The following is a 17,027-nucleotide window of genomic DNA, read 5'->3' as shown; positions in this document are numbered from 1 at the left end:
TCTATGTCTCGTTATTGTTCTCGTTGTGGAAAATCGCAAAAAGCGTGTATTTGCCAATGGATTGTACCGCTGGCAAGCGAGGTAGAACTTATCATTCTTCAGCACACGAGTGAAGAACATCGTCCGCTTGGTACGGCACGGATTCTCAATTTGAGTTTAGATAACTGTATTTGTTTGATAGGAGAGGACTTTTCTTGTGATGATGTCTTAAATCACTTATTAGCGGATAAGTCATATCAACATTTTGTTCTTTACCCATCAGAAGAGTCACGATGCATTTCTGAAATCACTCAAGCGAGTCATAGTGTATCTAAGAAAATACGTTTGATTTTGCTCGATGGTACGTGGAAAAAAGCGTACAAAATGTGGCAACTCTCAAGCAACTTACATTCATTCCCAACCGTGCAGTTGCCTAAGCAACTACAAGGGCACTACACCATTCGTAAGGCGCCCTCTGAGAATAGCTTATCGACAGTCGAGGCTGGTTATCATTCGCTTCGCTTGCTTGAACCCGAGCGAGACTTTACACCGCTGATGCGTGCCTTTGAAAAGATGATCGAATTCCAAATCGCCCAGATGCCTCCGGGCGTTTTTGAAAAGAATTACTTGAAAGGTTGAGTGTTACTAAAGAACGATGGAAGAGAAAAGTTGGCGGTGTAGCTTTTGCGCGTGACCATCGGTCATTGCAGAAATATAATCGGCGATGACCCTCATCTTATTGCTCTCGCTCTTCGCCTGACACCACAGATCTTTTGTATGAACGGGTAGTAATCGCTCTGGGTCTGCTGTTAACGCTTCAAAAATATCCATAATAATTTGCTGACCCTTATACTCAACGATCTGGACCTGCGGGACTTGGATAACGAAGGTGCTGACAAAGTGCTTGAGTACGTCAAGTGCACGTGCCATCTGTGGTTCTAAACACGCATTCCAAGACAGTAACGGGTTATTAAACGGCTCATCCACCGTTTTGATTGAAATGCTGGTCAGTAGCGCGTTAACCATACCACCGATAGCATCTTTCCGCTCATGGTGCTTACCGCTAAATAGCATCTGTCCGATGGAATCGATATGAGCTTCAAACCACGAGTCGCCACAGTCCGCTAATTGACTTGCTGCGCCTTCTTGCCATTGCTGACGTGTCACCATACCAAGTACGATTGCATCTTCTAAATCATGAACACCGTAGGCGATATCATCTGCTAGCTCCATGATTGAGCAATCGAGTGATTTAAAACGCGTTTTACTGTGCTCAAACTCCGATTCTGGCGTTGAACGCATCAGACTAAGCAATGCCTTGTCGTTGTCAGAAAGCGGTGCAATTACCCAATCAAATAAGTCTTTATCACAATCATAAATGCCTTTAGCTGGGCTCCAATCTTTTGCTTTTAGTTTACGTTGATGCTCGGCTGGTTGAGGCAACTTGACGGAGCGTGTTTGACTAATGAGGGCAGGGTACTTAATCAAACCAAGCAGTGTGCGGCGTGATAAATTCATTCCGAAATGCTCAGTATAAGGCTCTAACTTAGTGACGATACGAAAGGTTTGGGCGTTCCCCTCGAAGCCGCCATGTTCGCGCATTACGTAGTTTAGAGCGACTTCTCCCCCATGACCGTATGGAGGATGCCCGATGTCGTGAGCCAAACATAATGAATCAATTAAGCTGTCTGATGGTAATAGATCGCGGAACTCTGGCTGTTTTTTCTTTAACTGGGCGACGATACCGGTCCCTAGTTGCGACGCTTCTAAGGAGTGTGTTAACCGACTGCGGTGAAAGTCTTCCAAGCTATTGCCGTGTACTTGGGTTTTTGCTTGTAGGCGTCGAAATGCAGCCGAGTGAAGAATACGCGCTCGGTCTCGTTGGTACGGGCTCCGATGGTCGTCTCGACGGATTTTATGCTCATCATCATGGCGCTCTTGCCATTGCGGGTGTAATTCAAACGACACGATTATCTCCGTAAGCTAACTGATTTCATCTAACGATAATTCGAAACTTGGGGCAAAGGTATTGAGAAAGTAATCCATTTCAGGCGTTCTGCGTTCTTGCAAAGTGACGTCTAAGCGTTTTTTTGCCAGAGCGAACTCATGGTTGCCGGCGCTCAGTTCTTCAAGACATTTTAAATAGGCACAGATGGAATCGGCTTGCTTAACGATTTTTGCGTCCTCTTCGTGTGCAGAGTGAGAAAGAAGATAGGGGGCAAAATCATCGTGGAACTCTTCCGGTAACATTGAGAGTAATTTTTGTTCCGCTGCCGATTCTATCTTCTTATATTCTTTGGCAATTTCAGGGTTGTAATACTTCACTGGAGTTGGAAGATCACCCGTTAATACTTCACTGGAATCATGGTACATGGCAAGAATAGCGATGCGTTCTGGATTAAGGTTGCCGCCGAACTTTTTGTTTTTAATTAGGGCAAGGGCATGAGCGACAAAAGCAACTTGTAAGCTATGCTCTGAAACGTTTTCTGGTGAGACGGACCGCATTAAAGGCCAGCGTTGGATCAGCTTCATTCGAGCCAGGTGGGCGAAAAAATGGCTTTCTTTCATGGCTTTCTCCGTTTCTGGTGTAAAAAAGGAACTCACTAGGAGTTCCTCTAAGCATATGAGAGATCAGCACTAATTACTACCAGTGATTCATTACTGGCTGTAGGTTGATAGGAATCTTTCAAAACGTCCAATGGCGATTTCTAGATCTTCAACGTGCGGTAGTGTCACGATGCGGAAGTGGTCTGGTTTTGGCCAGTTAAAACCGGAACCTTGCACCAGTAAGACCTTCTCTTGTTTTAAGAAATCTAAAACCATCTGCTGATCGTTCTTGATGTTGTACATTTTAGTGTCGATTTTCGGGAAGAGGTACATCGCACCCTTAGGTTTGACACAAGAAACGCCAGGAATCTGATTGATCAGTTCATACGCTCGGTTGCGCTGCTCTAACAAGCGTCCGCCAGGTAAAATCAGTTCATTGATACTCTGGTATCCACCTAACGCGGTTTGAATGGCATGTTGCATTGGTACGTTTGCACATAAACGCATCGATGAAAGCAGCTCCAAGCCATTCACGTACCCTTGAGCCAGATGTTTAGGCCCCGTTAAGAACATCCAGCCACCACGGAAACCACAAACACGGTAGGCTTTTGAAAGGCCATTGAATGTCATGACTAGCACGTCTTCAGTGAGTGTGGCGACTGAGGTATGTGTTGCACCGTCGTACAACACTTTGTCGTAGATCTCATCTGCGAAAATGATCAGTTTGTGCTGGCGTGCTATCTCAATCACTTCAAGTAGGAAGTCACGGCTGTATACCGCACCTGTCGGGTTGTTCGGGTTGATCAGAACAATGCCACGTGTCTTTGGTGTGATTTTCTTTTTGATGTCTTCAAGGTCTGGGTACCAGTCAGCCTCTTCATCACATAGATAATGAACCGGCTTACCACCAGATAGTGCAACTGAAGCTGTCCATAACGGATAGTCTGGTGCTGGGATCAGCATTTCGTCGCCATTGTTTAATAGCGCTTGCATGGCCATTACGATCAACTCAGACACGCCGTTACCTACATACACATCTTCTACATCTAGCGAGCGTATACCTTTACGCTGATAGTGTTGGACCACAGCTTTACGAGCAGAGTAAATACCTTTGGAATCACAATAGCCTTGAGAAGTCGGCAGATTACGAATCACGTCGACTAAAATCTCATCAGGGGCGTCAAAACCAAATGGGGCAGGGTTACCAATGTTTAGCTTTAGGATTTTATGCCCTTCTTCCTCCATGCGCTTAGCATGTTTGAGTACAGGACCCCTAATGTCGTAGCAGACATTGTCGAGTTTTGACGACATCCCGATATTTTGCATTGTTTAATTCCTAAAAATTCGTTAATTTCTTTATTAAAATACAATAATTTGTTTTTTATTAGAATATATATCTGTAAATAATCTGTCTGCTGGTTAAGTTTTGCTCGCTTGCTATCACAGGATTTTGCAAAAGATCGCATACGACCTTGATTTGCTTTGGGTCTAAACTTAGAGTAGCCGTCAGTTACCATTTATCCTCACATACAACGAGGTTGATTTGTCACAGTTCCATCAAGCCGTAAAGAGAATTATCGAGCGAGTTCAGCAATCGGAAGGCAATCAAACACGTCTGGTCGAGCCCCTTAGCGAGAAACCCAATTTCTCATTTATTGATTGGCTTGATGCACAACCACTTTTCCCTAAGTTTTATTGGCAGTCCCGCGATACACGTGAAGAGGTCGTTGCACTAGGGCAATTGCACGCTTTTGTTGAGCCAGGTCCTGCTTATACCATTCTAGGTGAAGGGCAAAGAGTCTGGGGCGGGCGCTCTTTTGATGGACAGCATGAGAAGAATCGTCGCTGTATGCCTTCTTTTTTCTTTTTGCCTCAAATTGAGTTAATTCGTTTTGACCATCAGTGGTCTCTCGCAGTTAATATTTCAGAAGACAAATCGCGAACTCTAGCTGGGTTGAATAAACTGGTTTGTGAGGTCGCGGCCTTAGCTCCAATTTCGTCTCACATCCGCTCTATTGTTCATACGCCAAGTCAGCCTCAATGGAATGAGTTAGTTCATAAGGTTCTGACTGGTATAGAGAATGATGATTTTAAGAAAGTGGTTTTAGCGCGTCGCTCTACCGTGCAGCTTGATAACACATTAAGTGCTGCACAGCTACTTAAAGCAAGTTACTTAAATAACCATCATAGCTTCCATTTCATGCTGAGCTTAGACAGTAAGCACAGTTTTATGGGGTCTACACCAGAACGTTTGTATTCTCGCGTAGGGCATGAGCTACATACCGAAGCGTTAGCAGGTACGATTGGTCGGGGAGACAATGCCACTCAAGATATGGAGTTGGCGAATTGGTTATCCCAAGACCAAAAGAACCTCAACGAAAACCAGTATGTGGTGGACGACATCATTGATCGTCTATCACCGCATTCTGAAATGGTTGAAGTGGAAGCTGAACCGAGTTTGGTCAGACTACGAAAAGTGCAGCACCTTAAGCGAAATATTCACGCTAGTCTAAGAGCGGGGATAAATGGTGTTCAGTTGTTATCGGCGCTTCAGCCAACAGCGGCGGTTGCTGGCTTACCCCGACAAGAGTCCATGCAGTTTATTCTTGATAATGAGCCGTTTGCACGCGGCTGGTACGCGGGGTCAATGGGTTACATAAGCCATGAACGAGCAGAGTTTTGTGTCGCAATCAGAAGTGCGCTTGTGCTCGGTGAGCAAGTACAACTGTTTGCGGGCGCAGGGATTGTTCCAGGCTCCATTGCAGAACATGAGTGGGCAGAACTTGATAAGAAAATGTCGACGTTACTTACGCTGATTTCTGATCATCCGCCATTGGGAGTCGCATCATGAGTCATGACCAAGCGGTGCTCAATCGAGTTTGGTCAGAAACCATATTGATTGAGCTTCAGCGATTTGGCGTTAAGCATGTTTGTATCGCTCCCGGATCTCGTTCTACGCCTTTAACTTTAGAAGCGGCAGAACAGTCCGACTTTTCCATTCATACTCATTTTGATGAGCGTGGATTGGGCTTTATGGCTCTTGGTTTAGCGAAAGCTACTCAGGAACCCGTGGCAATTATCGTTACCTCTGGTACGGCAGTGGCGAACTTATTACCGTCGGTTGCCGAAGCCAAACTTACTGGTGAAAAACTGGTGCTGCTGACAGCAGATCGTCCAGTAGAACTTGTCGGCTGTGGTGCAAACCAAGCGATAAATCAATTGGGTATTTTTTCACATCATGTTTCGGCCAGTTTGAATTTACCAAGCCCAAATTTAGCAACGTCGCTTAACTGGTTGCTGACCTCTGTTGACGAAGTGATGTTTACTCAGCAATTGCAGGGTAGTGCCGTTCATATTAATTGTGCATTTCCAGAGCCTTTGTATTCCAACGGCGCAAAATCGGATTATCAAACCTACTTAGATTCGGTCGCCGGATGGCGAAAAGGAAGCGGCACTTATACTCAGCGTTTTAGCCATTTGTCACAGGCAAACATCCCGCCTTTTTCGGACAAAAAAGGCTTGGTTGTGATTGGCAGCTTACCGCTTGAACAAGCGAAGTCGGCGCAGGCATTTGCACAAAAGATGGGATGGCCAGTACTTGCAGACCCGCAAAGTGGTCTCAGTTCGGATTGGGCGTATTACGATGTATGGCTTCAACTTCCCGAGTTCGCAAACGAGCTTGAATCTTGTGAACTTATTATCCAATTTGGTAGCCGAATCATCTCCAAACGTTTGAACCAATGGATTGATAAACAAGTATCGAAAAATCAACAAAGTAAAGACGTTCAGTATTGGTATGTCTCACCTTGTATGGACCGGAATAACCAAAATCATCTGGCGCAAATGCACTGGGTTGAGCCTCCTAAAACGTGGGTTTCTCGCATTAGTTTTGAGAAGTCAATATTTGCTGGGTGGGCTGATAGGTTAGCGAATGACGTTAAGCGAGTTCATCAACGTATCGCAGAAGCCTTCCTATCTGATTCAGCGTCTGCCATTGACGAAATTGCGTTGGCAGCAGACATCAACGAGCGCACAAAAAACGTAGATGTTTTCTTGGGTAATAGCTTGTTTGTTCGGCTTGTTGATATGTACGGAAAATTGGATGGTGTAGAGGTTTTCACTAATCGAGGCGCGTCAGGGATTGACGGTTTGTTTGCTGCGGCATCAGGCGTGCAACGGGCAAGAGGTAATCCGTTACTAATGTATATCGGTGACACAGCAGCACTTTATGATCTCAATTCTCTGGCGCTATTTTCTCACAATAAACTGCCGGCGATACTTGTTGTTACTAATAATGACGGCGGTGCGATTTTTGATATGTTGCCAGTACCACCAGAGCGCAGAACGACATATTATCAAATGCCTCATGGTTATCAGTTTGAACACGCGGCAAAGCAGTTTGGTTTGGCGTATTTGCATGTTTCTACACTGGAGCAATTCCAATCATCTGTAAAAGAGCATTTATGTCACGGCCAAGGAACGTTGCTGGTCGAGGTTCAAACCCCATCTAACCAAGCTGCTGAGACACTCAAGGCATTTAATAAGAGTCTGAATGCTTTACTTTGAACGTTTCCCTGTATTAGAAAAACACCAAAGTAGAACGTTGCCCACTTTGGTGTTTTTGCATGGCTTACTCGGTAGCGGTGCCGATTGGCTCGCGTGTTTAAATGCATTACCCGAATATGAACGTGTTACGGTTGACCTCCCTGGTCATGGGCATAGCCAATCTATTTCTTGCAGCGATCTGAATGATTGCTGCAAACTTCTTGGTTCCACACTATCTTTATTATTTCCCTCACAACAACCACTTATTTTGATTGGTTACTCTATGGGCGGCCGCATTGCGATGCATGGTATTGCCCATCAATGCTTTCCAGATCTCAATATTGCAGGCGCGATTATTGAAGGGGGAAACTTCGGGCTTCAAACTGAGTCAGAGAAACAGGTGAGATTAGAGAATGATGCTCGCTGGGCAATGCGTTTCAAAACTGAACCACTTGAACGTGTTTTGAACGATTGGTACCAACAAGCGGTGTTTTCTTCACTAAACCATGAGCAAAGACAAACATTCATTGCGAAGCGAAGTGATAATCTTGGCTCAGCGGTGGCGAATATGTTGATGACGACATCGTTAGCCAAACAGGCATATTTGTTGCCCTCACTGCAAAAGCAGAACATACCAGTGTATTACTTGTGTGGTGAGAAAGACCAAAAATTTAGCCAACTGGCACAACGTAGCGGGTTGGCGTATCGACAAGTTGAAGGCGCTGGTCATAACGTCCATCAAGAGCAGCCCAAACAGTTTGCGATACATACCAAGCAAATAATTCAGTCTCACTTTGGTGAGAGTAACGAGAACAATGGGAATCACCATGGCTAAAACAGTAGGCATTTCTGAAGAAGAACTTTACGCTCCGGTTCAATGGAAAGATTGCGGCGAGAAATACGAGGACATTCATTACCATAAGTCTGAAGATGGTATCGCGAAAATCACCATTGCGCGTCCTCAAGTGCGTAATGCGTTTCGTCCTCAAACGGTAAAAGAGATGATTGATGCGTTGGCAGATGCGCGTTACGACTCTGGTGTTGGCGTGATCATTCTGACAGGTCTAGGTGAAGACGCATTCTGTTCTGGCGGTGACCAGAAGATCCGTGGCGACTACGGCGGCTACAAAGATGACCAAGGTACGCACCACCTAAACGTATTGGACTTCCAACGTGATATTCGTACTTGTCCAAAACCAGTGATCGCATCGGTAGCTGGTTGGGCTGTTGGCGGTGGTCATGTACTGCATATGATGTGTGATCTAACAATTGCAGCTGACAACGCTCAATTTGGTCAAACAGGCCCTAAAGTGGGTTCATTTGACGGCGGTTGGGGCGCATCTTATATGGCTCGTATCGTAGGCCAAAAGAAAGCTCGCGAAATTTGGTTCCTATGTCGTTTCTACAATGCTCAAGAAGCGGTAGACATGGGCCTAGTAAACACAGTTGTACCACTAGCGGATCTAGAGAAAGAAACCGTTCGTTGGTGTCGTGAAGTACTACAGCACAGCCCAATGGCATTGCGCTGCCTGAAAGCTGCATTAAACGCAGATTGTGATGGTCAAGCGGGTCTGCAAGAGCTAGCGGGTAACGCAACGATGATGTTCTACATGACTGATGAAGGCCAAGAAGGTCGTAATGCCTTTAACGAGAAGCGTCGCCCAGACTTCGATAAATTCCCTCGCAACCCATAATCCGTCTAAATGAGGAGCGTGTTAGCTCCTCTGTTCCTTTTTTCCTGAGCGCCTCGCCCTCTGGGAGGCTGGTGGGATTGCTCGTCAGAACGCTCAAATATACGGCATTACATAGGACTTGAATTATGCGTGAAGCGAAAATTTATCGTTATAGCTTGCCCATGGATAGTGGTGTCATCCTACGTGACAACAAGCTAACCGAACGTGTTGGTTATGTTGTTGCGCTTTCCGAAGATGGTAAAACAGGGCTTGGAGAAGTCGCTCCTCTTCCTGGTTTTAGCTTAGAGAGCACCGAAGATGCGGGTGTTCAGCTACAAGAACAGGCGGAGCGTTGGGTAGCAGAGTTGGATGTGGATTATGCCAAGATGTACCCGTCGGTTGCGTTTGGTTTATCGATGGCACAGCTTGAATTAGCTGGTGGCTTACCACAACAAGGTAAATACCAAACAGCGCCACTATGCACTGGCGACCCAGATGAGCTCATTCCAAAGCTGAACGAAATGGAAGGTAAGAAAGTCGCTAAGGTGAAAGTTGGACTTTATGAGCCAATTCGCGATGGCATGCTTGTGAACCTTTTTCTTGAATCAATCCCTCAATTAACGCTTCGACTCGATGCCAATCGCGCTTGGACACCAGAAAAAGCGCAGCAGTTCGCTAAGTACATTGCTCCGTCTCTGCGTCAACGAATCACGTTTCTAGAAGAGCCGTGCCGCTCTCCTGGCGATAGTCTCTCTTTTGCGATTAATACTGGTATTGCTATCGCTTGGGATGAAACATTGCAAGATGCGGTTCGTCGTGAAGATTTCCGTCTTGAAGATCTAACTGGTGTGAAAACGATCATCATCAAACCCACACTCATTGGTTCAGTGGATTTTTGTATTACACTGATAGAGAAAGCGAAGTCACTGGGGATGAAAGCAGTGATTAGCTCGAGCATTGAATCCAGTCTCGGTTTAACTCAATTAGCGCGCTTTGCCCAAAGGCAGCTGCCTGATGAAGTTCCAGGTTTGGATACGATTGGCTTACTCAAAGCTCAGCTAGAGCAGGGCTGGCCTAAGTGTGAACTTCCCGTTCTTCCTCTAAAAGACCAGGAGATTGTGTGGCATTCTGCGTAGACAATATTGCGAAGGCACCATGGAAATATTGGGCTCAAACGAGCCCTTTTTCTATTGCACTCAAGACATCAACAGAAGTATTAAACTGGCAACAACTCTCGAAGCGTATTGACCAATACACTCACTATTTGAATGACTTGGGTGTAACTCGGGGGGATGTGCTGACTTTGGTTGGCAAGAACCAAGTAGAAACACTGTTGTTTTATCTTGCCTCCAAACAGTTAGGTGCGCTCGCTGCGCTGACCATGGAACAACCACTAGATAAGTTGCAGGGTAAGCTTGCTACACTTTACAGGCCTGATCAAACTCGGTTTATCTGGTTTTCTCAGGAGTGCGCTTCGACCTTTTCTGAACATGATATACAAAAACTCAAGGCAACATTGCTTTCATCGCCTGTAGTATCACAGCAAGAGAGTGATTCGTTGACTGAAGATAGCTATCATCATGACCGGCTCGCTTCAGTAGTATTTACTTCTGGCTCTACAGGGGAGCCTAAAGCTGTGGTTCATACACATCGACAGCATCTTGCGTCTGCAGAGGGCTTGTTGCAGGAGTTCATTTTCACTCAGCAAGATGCTTGGCTATTATCGCTTCCGCTGTATCACGTCTCTGGATTGGCGATTGTCTATCGTTGGCTATATGTCGGAGCAACACTAAAAGTCGGTTCAGGGAAACTTGTTGATGATGTTCAGGGCGTATCACACGCTTCTTTGGTTGCGACTCAGCTCAAACGGTTATTGGATGATGATGCACATTTGTCATTGACACATGTGCTACTGGGCGGCAGCCACGTTGATCACGAGTTGGCACTACGAGCAACAGGGCAAGGCATTGAGACATGGTTAGGTTATGGGATGACGGAGGCGGCCTCTACCGTTACCGCAAAGAGAATTGACAGTACCAGTAATGCTGGGCATGTATTGGAGCACCGTAAGATAAAATTAGTTGACCAACGCATTTTTGTTGGCGGTAAGACATTAGCGGCAGGGTATTTCCATCAAGGACATGTTACCCCATTTCTGGATGAGAAAGGCTGGTTTGACAGCAAGGATCTTGGCGAGTGGCAAGGTGATGAATTAAAGATAATCGGCCGTGCCGACAATCAGTTTATCTCTGGTGGTGAGAATATCCATTGTGAAGAGATTGAAGCCGCTTTGAACCAAATTGATGGTGTAGTGCAGAGTATAGTGGTTCCAGTCGAAGACGCGGAGTTTGGTCATAGACCAGTAGCTGTGATTCAGACCAATGGATTGCGCAGCAAGTCGGAGTATGACCAGCACTTGCAATCAAAGTTAGAGAAGTTTAAATGGCCAGTGGGATACCATGTAATGCCAGAAACTCTACTAGAAGGTGGGATCAAAATTTCACGTAAGGCCGTGAAAGAGTGGCTGTTGTCATCACTTCAGCATTAGTCAATTTTGCTATGTATTAGTCATAAAGAGAATTTCGTATCCTTATAACTCTGAATCATAATTATGCTTCTTCGTGGAGAGAAAATGCATAAGGTTCAGGATGGCAAAGCTAGTTTTAATTGCGGCAGTAGCACTACAAATTGGTATCGCGATAAGTAGTGAAGGGCTAGCCCGCTCTCTTGCAGAGCTAACGGCATTTTTGATCGCTATTGCGTTGGTCGTTATATACAAAAATAGCAAACGGGAAATGCCGTCCCCTCAACGCGATAAGCAGACCACCAATATCTAAAACAGTAACCAACTTAGAGAAGTGGTCGAAATTAACACCCACAGAGTCACACCAAACAACAGTGGCTTAGCTCCAGCAGACTTTAGTTTTGAAATTGAAATGCTACAACCTATCAAGAACAGACATACAACCAACGCTTGCTTTGCTCCAATGAAAATGCCGTGATAGACCATTTCAAATTGAGGAAATAAGTCGCTAAACGCGATAGCTGCACAGTACCAAAAAATGAAATAAGGGATAGCTAGTTTTTTCTTTCCATTCTCTTTTTGGCCTCTTGAAAAGATGACGGCACTGATCAAAGCAACAGGAATGATCCATAAAGCGCGCGCGAGTTTCAATGTTGTTGCCGTCGTTAGTGCTTCTTCCCCATAGGCCGAGGCAGCCCCGACAACAGAAGATGTGTCATGAATGGAAATCGCAGCCCATGTGCCAAACGTGTGTTGATCTAGCCCTAAAGCATGTCCAATCACAGGAAACACAAAGAGTGCAATGGAGTTCAGGACAAATACCGTTGCCAGTGCTAATCCAATCTGCTCGTCTTTCGCTTTAATGGCCGGTGCCACAGCAGCAATTGCGCTACCACCACAAATTGCAGTACCTGATGAGATTAAGTAAGCGGTTACTCGCTCCAATTTAATTACCCTGGCAATGAGAGTGCCCATGATCAGTGTGCCTGTAATAGTGGCGATGATCAGGCCGATACCATCCGATGTGACTGCAAGTGCTTGCTCAAAGTTGATGCCAAAGCCTAAGCCAATAATCGAGTAAGACAGCAGCTTTTTAGTAAAAGAAGCGATGGGCAGCTCGGAAGGCACAAAACCAAAACTTGCGAGTAGAAAACCGATAACTAGAGCAATGGGAGAGGAGGCAAGAGGGGTTAGACAAAAAAGTAACGCCAATCCAAACAGGAGGTAGTTTCTATTCAAGGTTTTTATTCGCTGTTGTGAATGAAAGGGAGAGTATATCGCACTGGGTGTGGTCAGTTTGTCTTAATGATTTGAACACATGTTCAGTTATCCTAAACATGTGTTCAAGTGTATTTATCGCCAGTCGCCTCTAAGTTGATGCACTTTATCGAACATTGTTTTTGCCGTTGCTTCATTTGGTGGCACCGGTTGTCCTGCCTCAATTTCTAGCTTTGACCAAAATCGAGTCGGTAAGCCACAGCATGCGCGACCTTTTGCGCGGCTGAAATAGCTTCCCCATAAGCCTTTAAGTGCAACAGGTATGACGGGTACTGGGCTACGACGTAGAATGATATCAATACCGCGCATGAATTCATTCATTTCACCATCTGAAGTTAATCTTCCTTCAGGGAAAATACAGACGATATGACCTTCGCTTAGCGCAGCTTCCACATCGTTAAATGCACGTCTGATAGAGCTTCTGTTACTCGCTGAAATTGGAATTACCCCAGTTCGACGTAAAAAGCGCCTTAATGGAGGTAGGTTGGCGTAATCTTCCTCCATGACAAAACGAATCAACCTTGGGCATACGGCACTAAGTAGCAATGCATCCATGTAGCTTACATGATTACATACAATCAATGCCCCACCATGCTCGGGTAGGTTGTGTAGATTCTTATGCTTAACTCGATAGATGGTGTGCGTAAGCATCCACATGACAAAGCGAACTACAAAAATAGGAATTTGCAAAAAGATGTAAGCGGCGACTAAGAAATTTAAAACGGCTAACAATGCAAACAGCTGAGGAATTGTCATCTTGATTACACTGAGGCACACAATACCTAAGACAGCGCTGCCGACCATAAACAGAGAGTTAAAAATGTTGAGCCCTGCGATGACTTGAGCACGTTCGGTTTCCTTTGCTCGATGCTGCATTAATGCGTAAAGAGGCACGATAAACAAACCGCCCGAAGCGCCAATCATCAATAGGTAGAAAAATAATGGCCAAAAAGGCTCATATCTAAAGAAGTCTACAAAGTTATGGAAAGTAGGTAGATCATTGGGAATGGAAGTGGCCATTAGGTACCCAAATACCGTAATGCCAAAGGCACCAATTGGCACAATACCGACTTCGATACGATGGTTTGAGATCCAATTGCAAAGTAGCGACCCTAGCGCGATACCAATGGAAAATAGAGCGAGCAAGAAAGACACCGCACTCTCGGTGCCATTTAGGTAAATCTTAGTGAAATTCGGGAATTGTGTTAGATATGCGGCGCCTAAAAACCAAAACCAGCTTATTGCCATTATGCATTGAAAAACAACTCGATCGGATTTGGCGATAGAGAGCGTGTGTTTGGTTTGCTTGTATGGTTGCCAACGAAAAGAGAGATTGGGCGCGCTGGCTGCAGCAAAGGGGATTGAGCGGCTCGACAAGTAGCCTAACAATGCGAAGATCACGACACAAAATGCGGCGAGGTATTTTGCGTTGTCTGCAGAGGCTATAATCCCAGCGCCTAAGGTGCCAATAAGGATGGCGATAAAGGTACCAGCTTCAACAAGAGCGTTGCCGGGCACTAACTCTTTAGCATTTAACTTTTGAGGCAAAAGGGCATATTTAACTGGGCCAAAAAATGCTGACTGTGTGCCCATTAAAAACAGTAGCAATAAAAGCACACCATAACTTTCGGTTATGAATCCGATGGCACCTAACAGCATGATGGCTATTTCAAATAGTTTGACCTTACGAATAAACCATGACTTTTCATATTTGTCGGCTAATACGCCAGCGGAAGCAGAGAACAGAAAGAACGGTAGAATGAACAAGCCTGCCGCAAGGTTGATGAACAAATTGCTCGAAATAGGCAGTGCACTGGAGCCAGCGAATGCGACAAACAACAGCAAAACGTTTTTAAAAATATTGTCGTTGAAAGCGCCAAAAAATTGAGTAATGAAATAGGGCAGGAATTTTCTCTGCGTAAGTAAGGACGGCTGTCTGTCGGATGACATGGATAATCCTTTGTTACCAGTTCGTGAGGTAGTTAGAAAGAAGATTACTGATCAATTCTTTGCCATCAATCGGTTCACTAGAGAAAAACTTATCATCAACACTGAGTAAAGTAATGCCATGTACGCCAGACCAAAGGACTCGACTCGCTTGAATCACTTCGGATTCAGTACGATGTGGTGCGATTTGAGCCAATAGTGACTCTAGCATTCCCGTCATACCATCGATACGTTTGGCATGCCATTCCGGAAGTTCTGCTCCATTCATGTTGTGTTCGAACACTAACTGCCAACGGTATGGGTGTTTTTGAGCAAAATCGTGGTAGCAATAAGCGAGTTCAAAAAGCGCTTGATGGGAGTCTTTGCTGTCATTAGTCGCTTTGCGTGCTTCTTGAGATAACTCATCTAAAGTTTGAGCGACAACATGAAGCAACAACAAATTATAATTACCAAAAACATTTACCAATGTGCTTGGCACGTAACCAATCATGTTAGCGATTTTACGAAGACTGAGTTCGTGGTAAGAATTCTCATCTAAAAAGTTTTTGACCGTTGTTAACGTCAAATTCACTAACTCTTCTCGGGTGTGATCGTTTCTGCGCGCCATACTCTCAAACTACTTTATTGAACATCGTTCAATATGATAGTCAGCTACCTATTAACCGTCAACAAGGCAATGTGTCCAAGTGCCCTCAAGGTGTAGGATTCTGAGCTGTGTCACTGATTCTAATTCAAGTAAAACAATCTGGAGTATTAGTGAACTTATTCCATACTTTTTTTACATTGATCAAGCGCCTTCAGCTGAATTGCAAGCAGTGTGAGCAGTCTGCATTTTTGGCAATATTCTGATACATGTCAGCTTCTATAAGCTATTTTCATCAATCGGTATACAGAGTATGATGACTTAAAAATCATCTTTGGCGTGCTACTGTTTGAAACAACGATTGTTTCGTCTTGAAAATGGGGCACTATCTTAGATAGCTAACTTTAAGGATAACGATGAAACGTTTATTTTCTATTGTTGCTTTATTGATGTTTACTGTTGCTGTAACGCCTATCGCGGAAGCGAAGAAGTTTGGTGGCAGTAAGTCTTTCGGTAAGAGCTACAAAACTGCACCAGCACCGAAACAACAGCAACAAAACACCAATACGGTCGGCAAAGATCAGACGACAAAGTCTTCAAGTAAGAAAGGCCTTATGGGTGGTCTGCTAGGCGGACTTCTTGCTGGTGGTCTACTTGCTGCATTCTTTGGCGGTGCTTTTGAAGGTATCCAGTTTATGGATATCCTAATTATTGGTTTGATTGCCTTTGTCATCTTTAAACTAATGCGCGGTATGCTAGGTGCGAAGCAGGGCAGTATGAACCAGCATCGTCAACAGCCTGCATTTGGTGGCAACGCATCTAAGTTTGAGCAACCAAACATGCAAAACTTTGAGCAACAACCAAACACAAATAATGGTGGCTTTGGTGGTTTTGGCGCTCAAACAGACGTACCACATAACTACCCACCGGGTTTTGACCAAGCAGCGTTCATTAATGGTTCTCGTGAACACTATCGAATCCTGCAAGGTGCGTGGAATCACAACCAGCTAGAAACTATTGAAGAATATGTTTCTCCAAGCTTGTTTGAAGACCTAAAAGCAGAGCGCGCGAAGCTCGACGGTGAGCAGCATACTGACGTAATGTACGTTGATGCGGAGATCGTCCGTGCTGATTACGATGCAAATAAAGCACAGCTTAGTCTGCAGTTTAGCGGTCGTTACCGTGACACAGTAGAAGGTGTTGAAGAAGAAATCGAAGATATCTGGCACCTAGAGCGTGACTTGACTGCGCCTAATGCGCCATGGTTAATCGTTGGTATTCAAGGCTAGTCACCTTTAAACCAATTTAGTCACTAGTAAAAATCCCGCATCCCCTGCGGGATTTTTTGTATCTATCATTTATATTTCTTGTACGTGTTTTTATACAAACATCACTAATTGAGTCCGTTTGGTAATTTTGCGAGCCCACTTTTTCTAGTAAGTCCTCAAGTGTTTTCCTATTTATATTGAACATTCATATTAAGGTCATACGAACTAACAAAATCAAAATAGCTAGTACATTGTTTGTAGGGTAAAGATCTGCTCCTCAGCCTTTTGTTTGTGGAGTTTCACATGGGGTTGGTTGCTTTAGTGAGATTGAGTATAGGTTATACCAATCGTAGTAAATAACTGGTCATTCTAGCTTGTTAAAATACTCGATAACTGCGTTGCAATTTTTGATTGTAGAATAACTACTTATCAAAAAATTGCGCCTTGTTCTCAAGCATTTTCCCTACGCTATTTCTGATCACTTATTTACCGTGATAGGTATTCAATCGAGAAGAGTTTCGGTTAGGAGTGAAAGGTTCGTTGTAGTAGGACTATGCTATCAAGATCCTGAAACGAAAAAAGCCAGCTCAATGAGCTGGCTTCTTCAATATGGTGGAGGGGGACGGATTCGAACCATCGAAGGCAGTGCCGGCAGATTTACAGTCTGCTCCCTTTGGCCACTC

General features: G+C 44.7%; 15 protein-coding genes. 9 read left to right on the top strand and 6 right to left on the bottom strand.

Annotation, left to right across the window (positions count from 1 at the left end):
• Positions 1–3: 3 nt before the first annotated feature.
• Complete coding sequence (locus R7Z10_RS13005) at positions 4–618, top strand: tRNA-uridine aminocarboxypropyltransferase (protein ID WP_017819919.1); 615 nt, start codon at positions 4–6, stop codon at positions 616–618.
• A 6-nt stretch (positions 619–624) separates the two neighbouring features.
• Here the strand turns inward: R7Z10_RS13005 and R7Z10_RS13000 are convergent, their stop codons facing one another.
• The 3 genes from R7Z10_RS13000 to R7Z10_RS12990 all read right to left on the bottom strand — a co-directional run bounded on the left by R7Z10_RS13000 (position 625) and on the right by R7Z10_RS12990 (position 3,852).
• Positions 625–1,947, bottom strand: coding sequence for an anti-phage deoxyguanosine triphosphatase (locus tag R7Z10_RS13000; protein WP_318104995.1), 1,323 nt, complete (start codon positions 1,945–1,947; stop codon positions 625–627).
• A gap of 15 nt (positions 1,948–1,962) precedes the next feature.
• Positions 1,963–2,547, bottom strand: a complete 585-nt coding sequence (yfbR, locus tag R7Z10_RS12995) for a 5'-deoxynucleotidase (protein WP_017634778.1) — start codon at positions 2,545–2,547, stop codon at positions 1,963–1,965.
• A 90-nt stretch (positions 2,548–2,637) separates the two neighbouring features.
• Positions 2,638–3,852, bottom strand: a complete 1,215-nt coding sequence (locus R7Z10_RS12990; RefSeq protein WP_005384283.1) for a pyridoxal phosphate-dependent aminotransferase — start codon at positions 3,850–3,852, stop codon at positions 2,638–2,640.
• 217 nt (positions 3,853–4,069) lie between these two features.
• Here R7Z10_RS12990 and R7Z10_RS12985 point away from each other — a divergent pair, with 217 nt between their 5' ends.
• The 7 genes from R7Z10_RS12985 to R7Z10_RS12955 all read left to right on the top strand — a co-directional run bounded on the left by R7Z10_RS12985 (position 4,070) and on the right by R7Z10_RS12955 (position 11,581).
• The gene (locus tag R7Z10_RS12985; RefSeq protein ID WP_318104993.1) at positions 4,070–5,377 is read left to right on the top strand and encodes an isochorismate synthase; all 1,308 of its coding nucleotides are present in this window, start codon (positions 4,070–4,072) and stop codon (positions 5,375–5,377) included.
• On the top strand, positions 5,374–7,092 hold the full coding sequence (gene menD, locus R7Z10_RS12980) for a 2-succinyl-5-enolpyruvyl-6-hydroxy-3-cyclohexene-1-carboxylic-acid synthase (protein ID WP_064376285.1): 1,719 nt from the start codon (positions 5,374–5,376) through the stop codon (positions 7,090–7,092). Before R7Z10_RS12985 ends, menD begins: the two co-directional genes overlap by 4 nt.
• Complete coding sequence (gene menH, locus R7Z10_RS12975; RefSeq protein ID WP_005382319.1) at positions 7,079–7,906, top strand: 2-succinyl-6-hydroxy-2,4-cyclohexadiene-1-carboxylate synthase; 828 nt, start codon at positions 7,079–7,081, stop codon at positions 7,904–7,906. Before menD ends, menH begins: the two co-directional genes overlap by 14 nt.
• Complete coding sequence (gene menB, locus R7Z10_RS12970; protein WP_005382318.1) at positions 7,899–8,765, top strand: 1,4-dihydroxy-2-naphthoyl-CoA synthase; 867 nt, start codon at positions 7,899–7,901, stop codon at positions 8,763–8,765. Before menH ends, menB begins: the two co-directional genes overlap by 8 nt.
• Positions 8,766–8,890: 125 nt before the next feature.
• Positions 8,891–9,880, top strand: coding sequence for an o-succinylbenzoate synthase (gene menC / locus R7Z10_RS12965; RefSeq protein WP_318104990.1), 990 nt, complete (start codon positions 8,891–8,893; stop codon positions 9,878–9,880).
• Positions 9,865–11,292 carry an o-succinylbenzoate--CoA ligase gene (menE, locus tag R7Z10_RS12960; RefSeq protein ID WP_033906877.1) on the top strand — a complete coding sequence of 476 codons (1,428 nt, stop codon included), beginning with the start codon at positions 9,865–9,867 and terminating at the stop codon, positions 11,290–11,292. Before menC ends, menE begins: the two co-directional genes overlap by 16 nt.
• Before the next feature lie 100 nt (positions 11,293–11,392).
• Positions 11,393–11,581, top strand: a complete 189-nt coding sequence (locus tag R7Z10_RS12955) for a hypothetical protein (RefSeq protein WP_005382314.1) — start codon at positions 11,393–11,395, stop codon at positions 11,579–11,581.
• On the opposite strand, the gene R7Z10_RS12950 is transcribed toward R7Z10_RS12955, so the two are convergent.
• From R7Z10_RS12950 to R7Z10_RS12940, 3 genes are all read right to left on the bottom strand, one after another.
• Complete coding sequence (locus R7Z10_RS12950; RefSeq protein ID WP_114139466.1) at positions 11,578–12,507, bottom strand: YeiH family protein; 930 nt, start codon at positions 12,505–12,507, stop codon at positions 11,578–11,580. The two genes, R7Z10_RS12955 and R7Z10_RS12950, sit on opposite strands and share 4 nt — an antisense overlap.
• Before the next feature lie 114 nt (positions 12,508–12,621).
• Positions 12,622–14,496, bottom strand: coding sequence for an MFS transporter (locus tag R7Z10_RS12945; protein ID WP_033906874.1), 1,875 nt, complete (start codon positions 14,494–14,496; stop codon positions 12,622–12,624).
• 13 nt (positions 14,497–14,509) lie between these two features.
• Positions 14,510–15,100 carry a TetR/AcrR family transcriptional regulator gene (locus R7Z10_RS12940; protein ID WP_005382308.1) on the bottom strand — a complete coding sequence of 197 codons (591 nt, stop codon included), beginning with the start codon at positions 15,098–15,100 and terminating at the stop codon, positions 14,510–14,512.
• A gap of 392 nt (positions 15,101–15,492) precedes the next feature.
• Between R7Z10_RS12940 and R7Z10_RS12935 the strand changes: the two genes are divergently transcribed.
• A complete protein-coding gene (locus R7Z10_RS12935; RefSeq protein WP_005384268.1) occupies positions 15,493–16,365 on the top strand; it encodes a Tim44 domain-containing protein in 873 nt (290 codons plus the stop codon).
• The last annotated feature ends 662 nt before the right edge of the window (positions 16,366–17,027 follow it).

Origin of the sequence: Vibrio sp. Vb1018 (genome assembly GCF_033338775.1) — a bacterium.
GTDB classification, from domain to species: domain Bacteria; phylum Pseudomonadota; class Gammaproteobacteria; order Enterobacterales; family Vibrionaceae; genus Vibrio; species Vibrio alginolyticus.
Note: the sequence above shows the minus strand (reverse complement) of the source record. Positions and strands in the feature narration are given on the sequence as shown.

Bases quoted from the DNA above. Each gene is read 5' to 3' on its own strand.
- menB (WP_005382318.1), top strand. From the start codon at position 7,899: ATGGCTAAAACAGTAGGCATTTCTGAAGAAGAACTTTACGCTCCGGTT.
- menD (WP_064376285.1), top strand. From the start codon at position 5,374: ATGAGTCATGACCAAGCGGTGCTCAATCGAGTTTGGTCAGAAACCATA.
- R7Z10_RS12955 (WP_005382314.1), top strand. From the start codon at position 11,393: ATGGCAAAGCTAGTTTTAATTGCGGCAGTAGCACTACAAATTGGTATC.
- R7Z10_RS12945 (WP_033906874.1), bottom strand. From the start codon at position 14,496: ATGTCATCCGACAGACAGCCGTCCTTACTTACGCAGAGAAAATTCCTG.
- yfbR (WP_017634778.1), bottom strand. From the start codon at position 2,547: ATGAAAGAAAGCCATTTTTTCGCCCACCTGGCTCGAATGAAGCTGATC.
- R7Z10_RS12990 (WP_005384283.1), bottom strand. From the start codon at position 3,852: ATGCAAAATATCGGGATGTCGTCAAAACTCGACAATGTCTGCTACGAC.
- R7Z10_RS12940 (WP_005382308.1), bottom strand. From the start codon at position 15,100: ATGGCGCGCAGAAACGATCACACCCGAGAAGAGTTAGTGAATTTGACG.
- R7Z10_RS12935 (WP_005384268.1), top strand. From the start codon at position 15,493: ATGAAACGTTTATTTTCTATTGTTGCTTTATTGATGTTTACTGTTGCT.
- R7Z10_RS13005 (WP_017819919.1), top strand. From the start codon at position 4: ATGTCTCGTTATTGTTCTCGTTGTGGAAAATCGCAAAAAGCGTGTATT.
- menC (WP_318104990.1), top strand. From the start codon at position 8,891: ATGCGTGAAGCGAAAATTTATCGTTATAGCTTGCCCATGGATAGTGGT.
- menH (WP_005382319.1), top strand. From the start codon at position 7,079: ATGCTTTACTTTGAACGTTTCCCTGTATTAGAAAAACACCAAAGTAGA.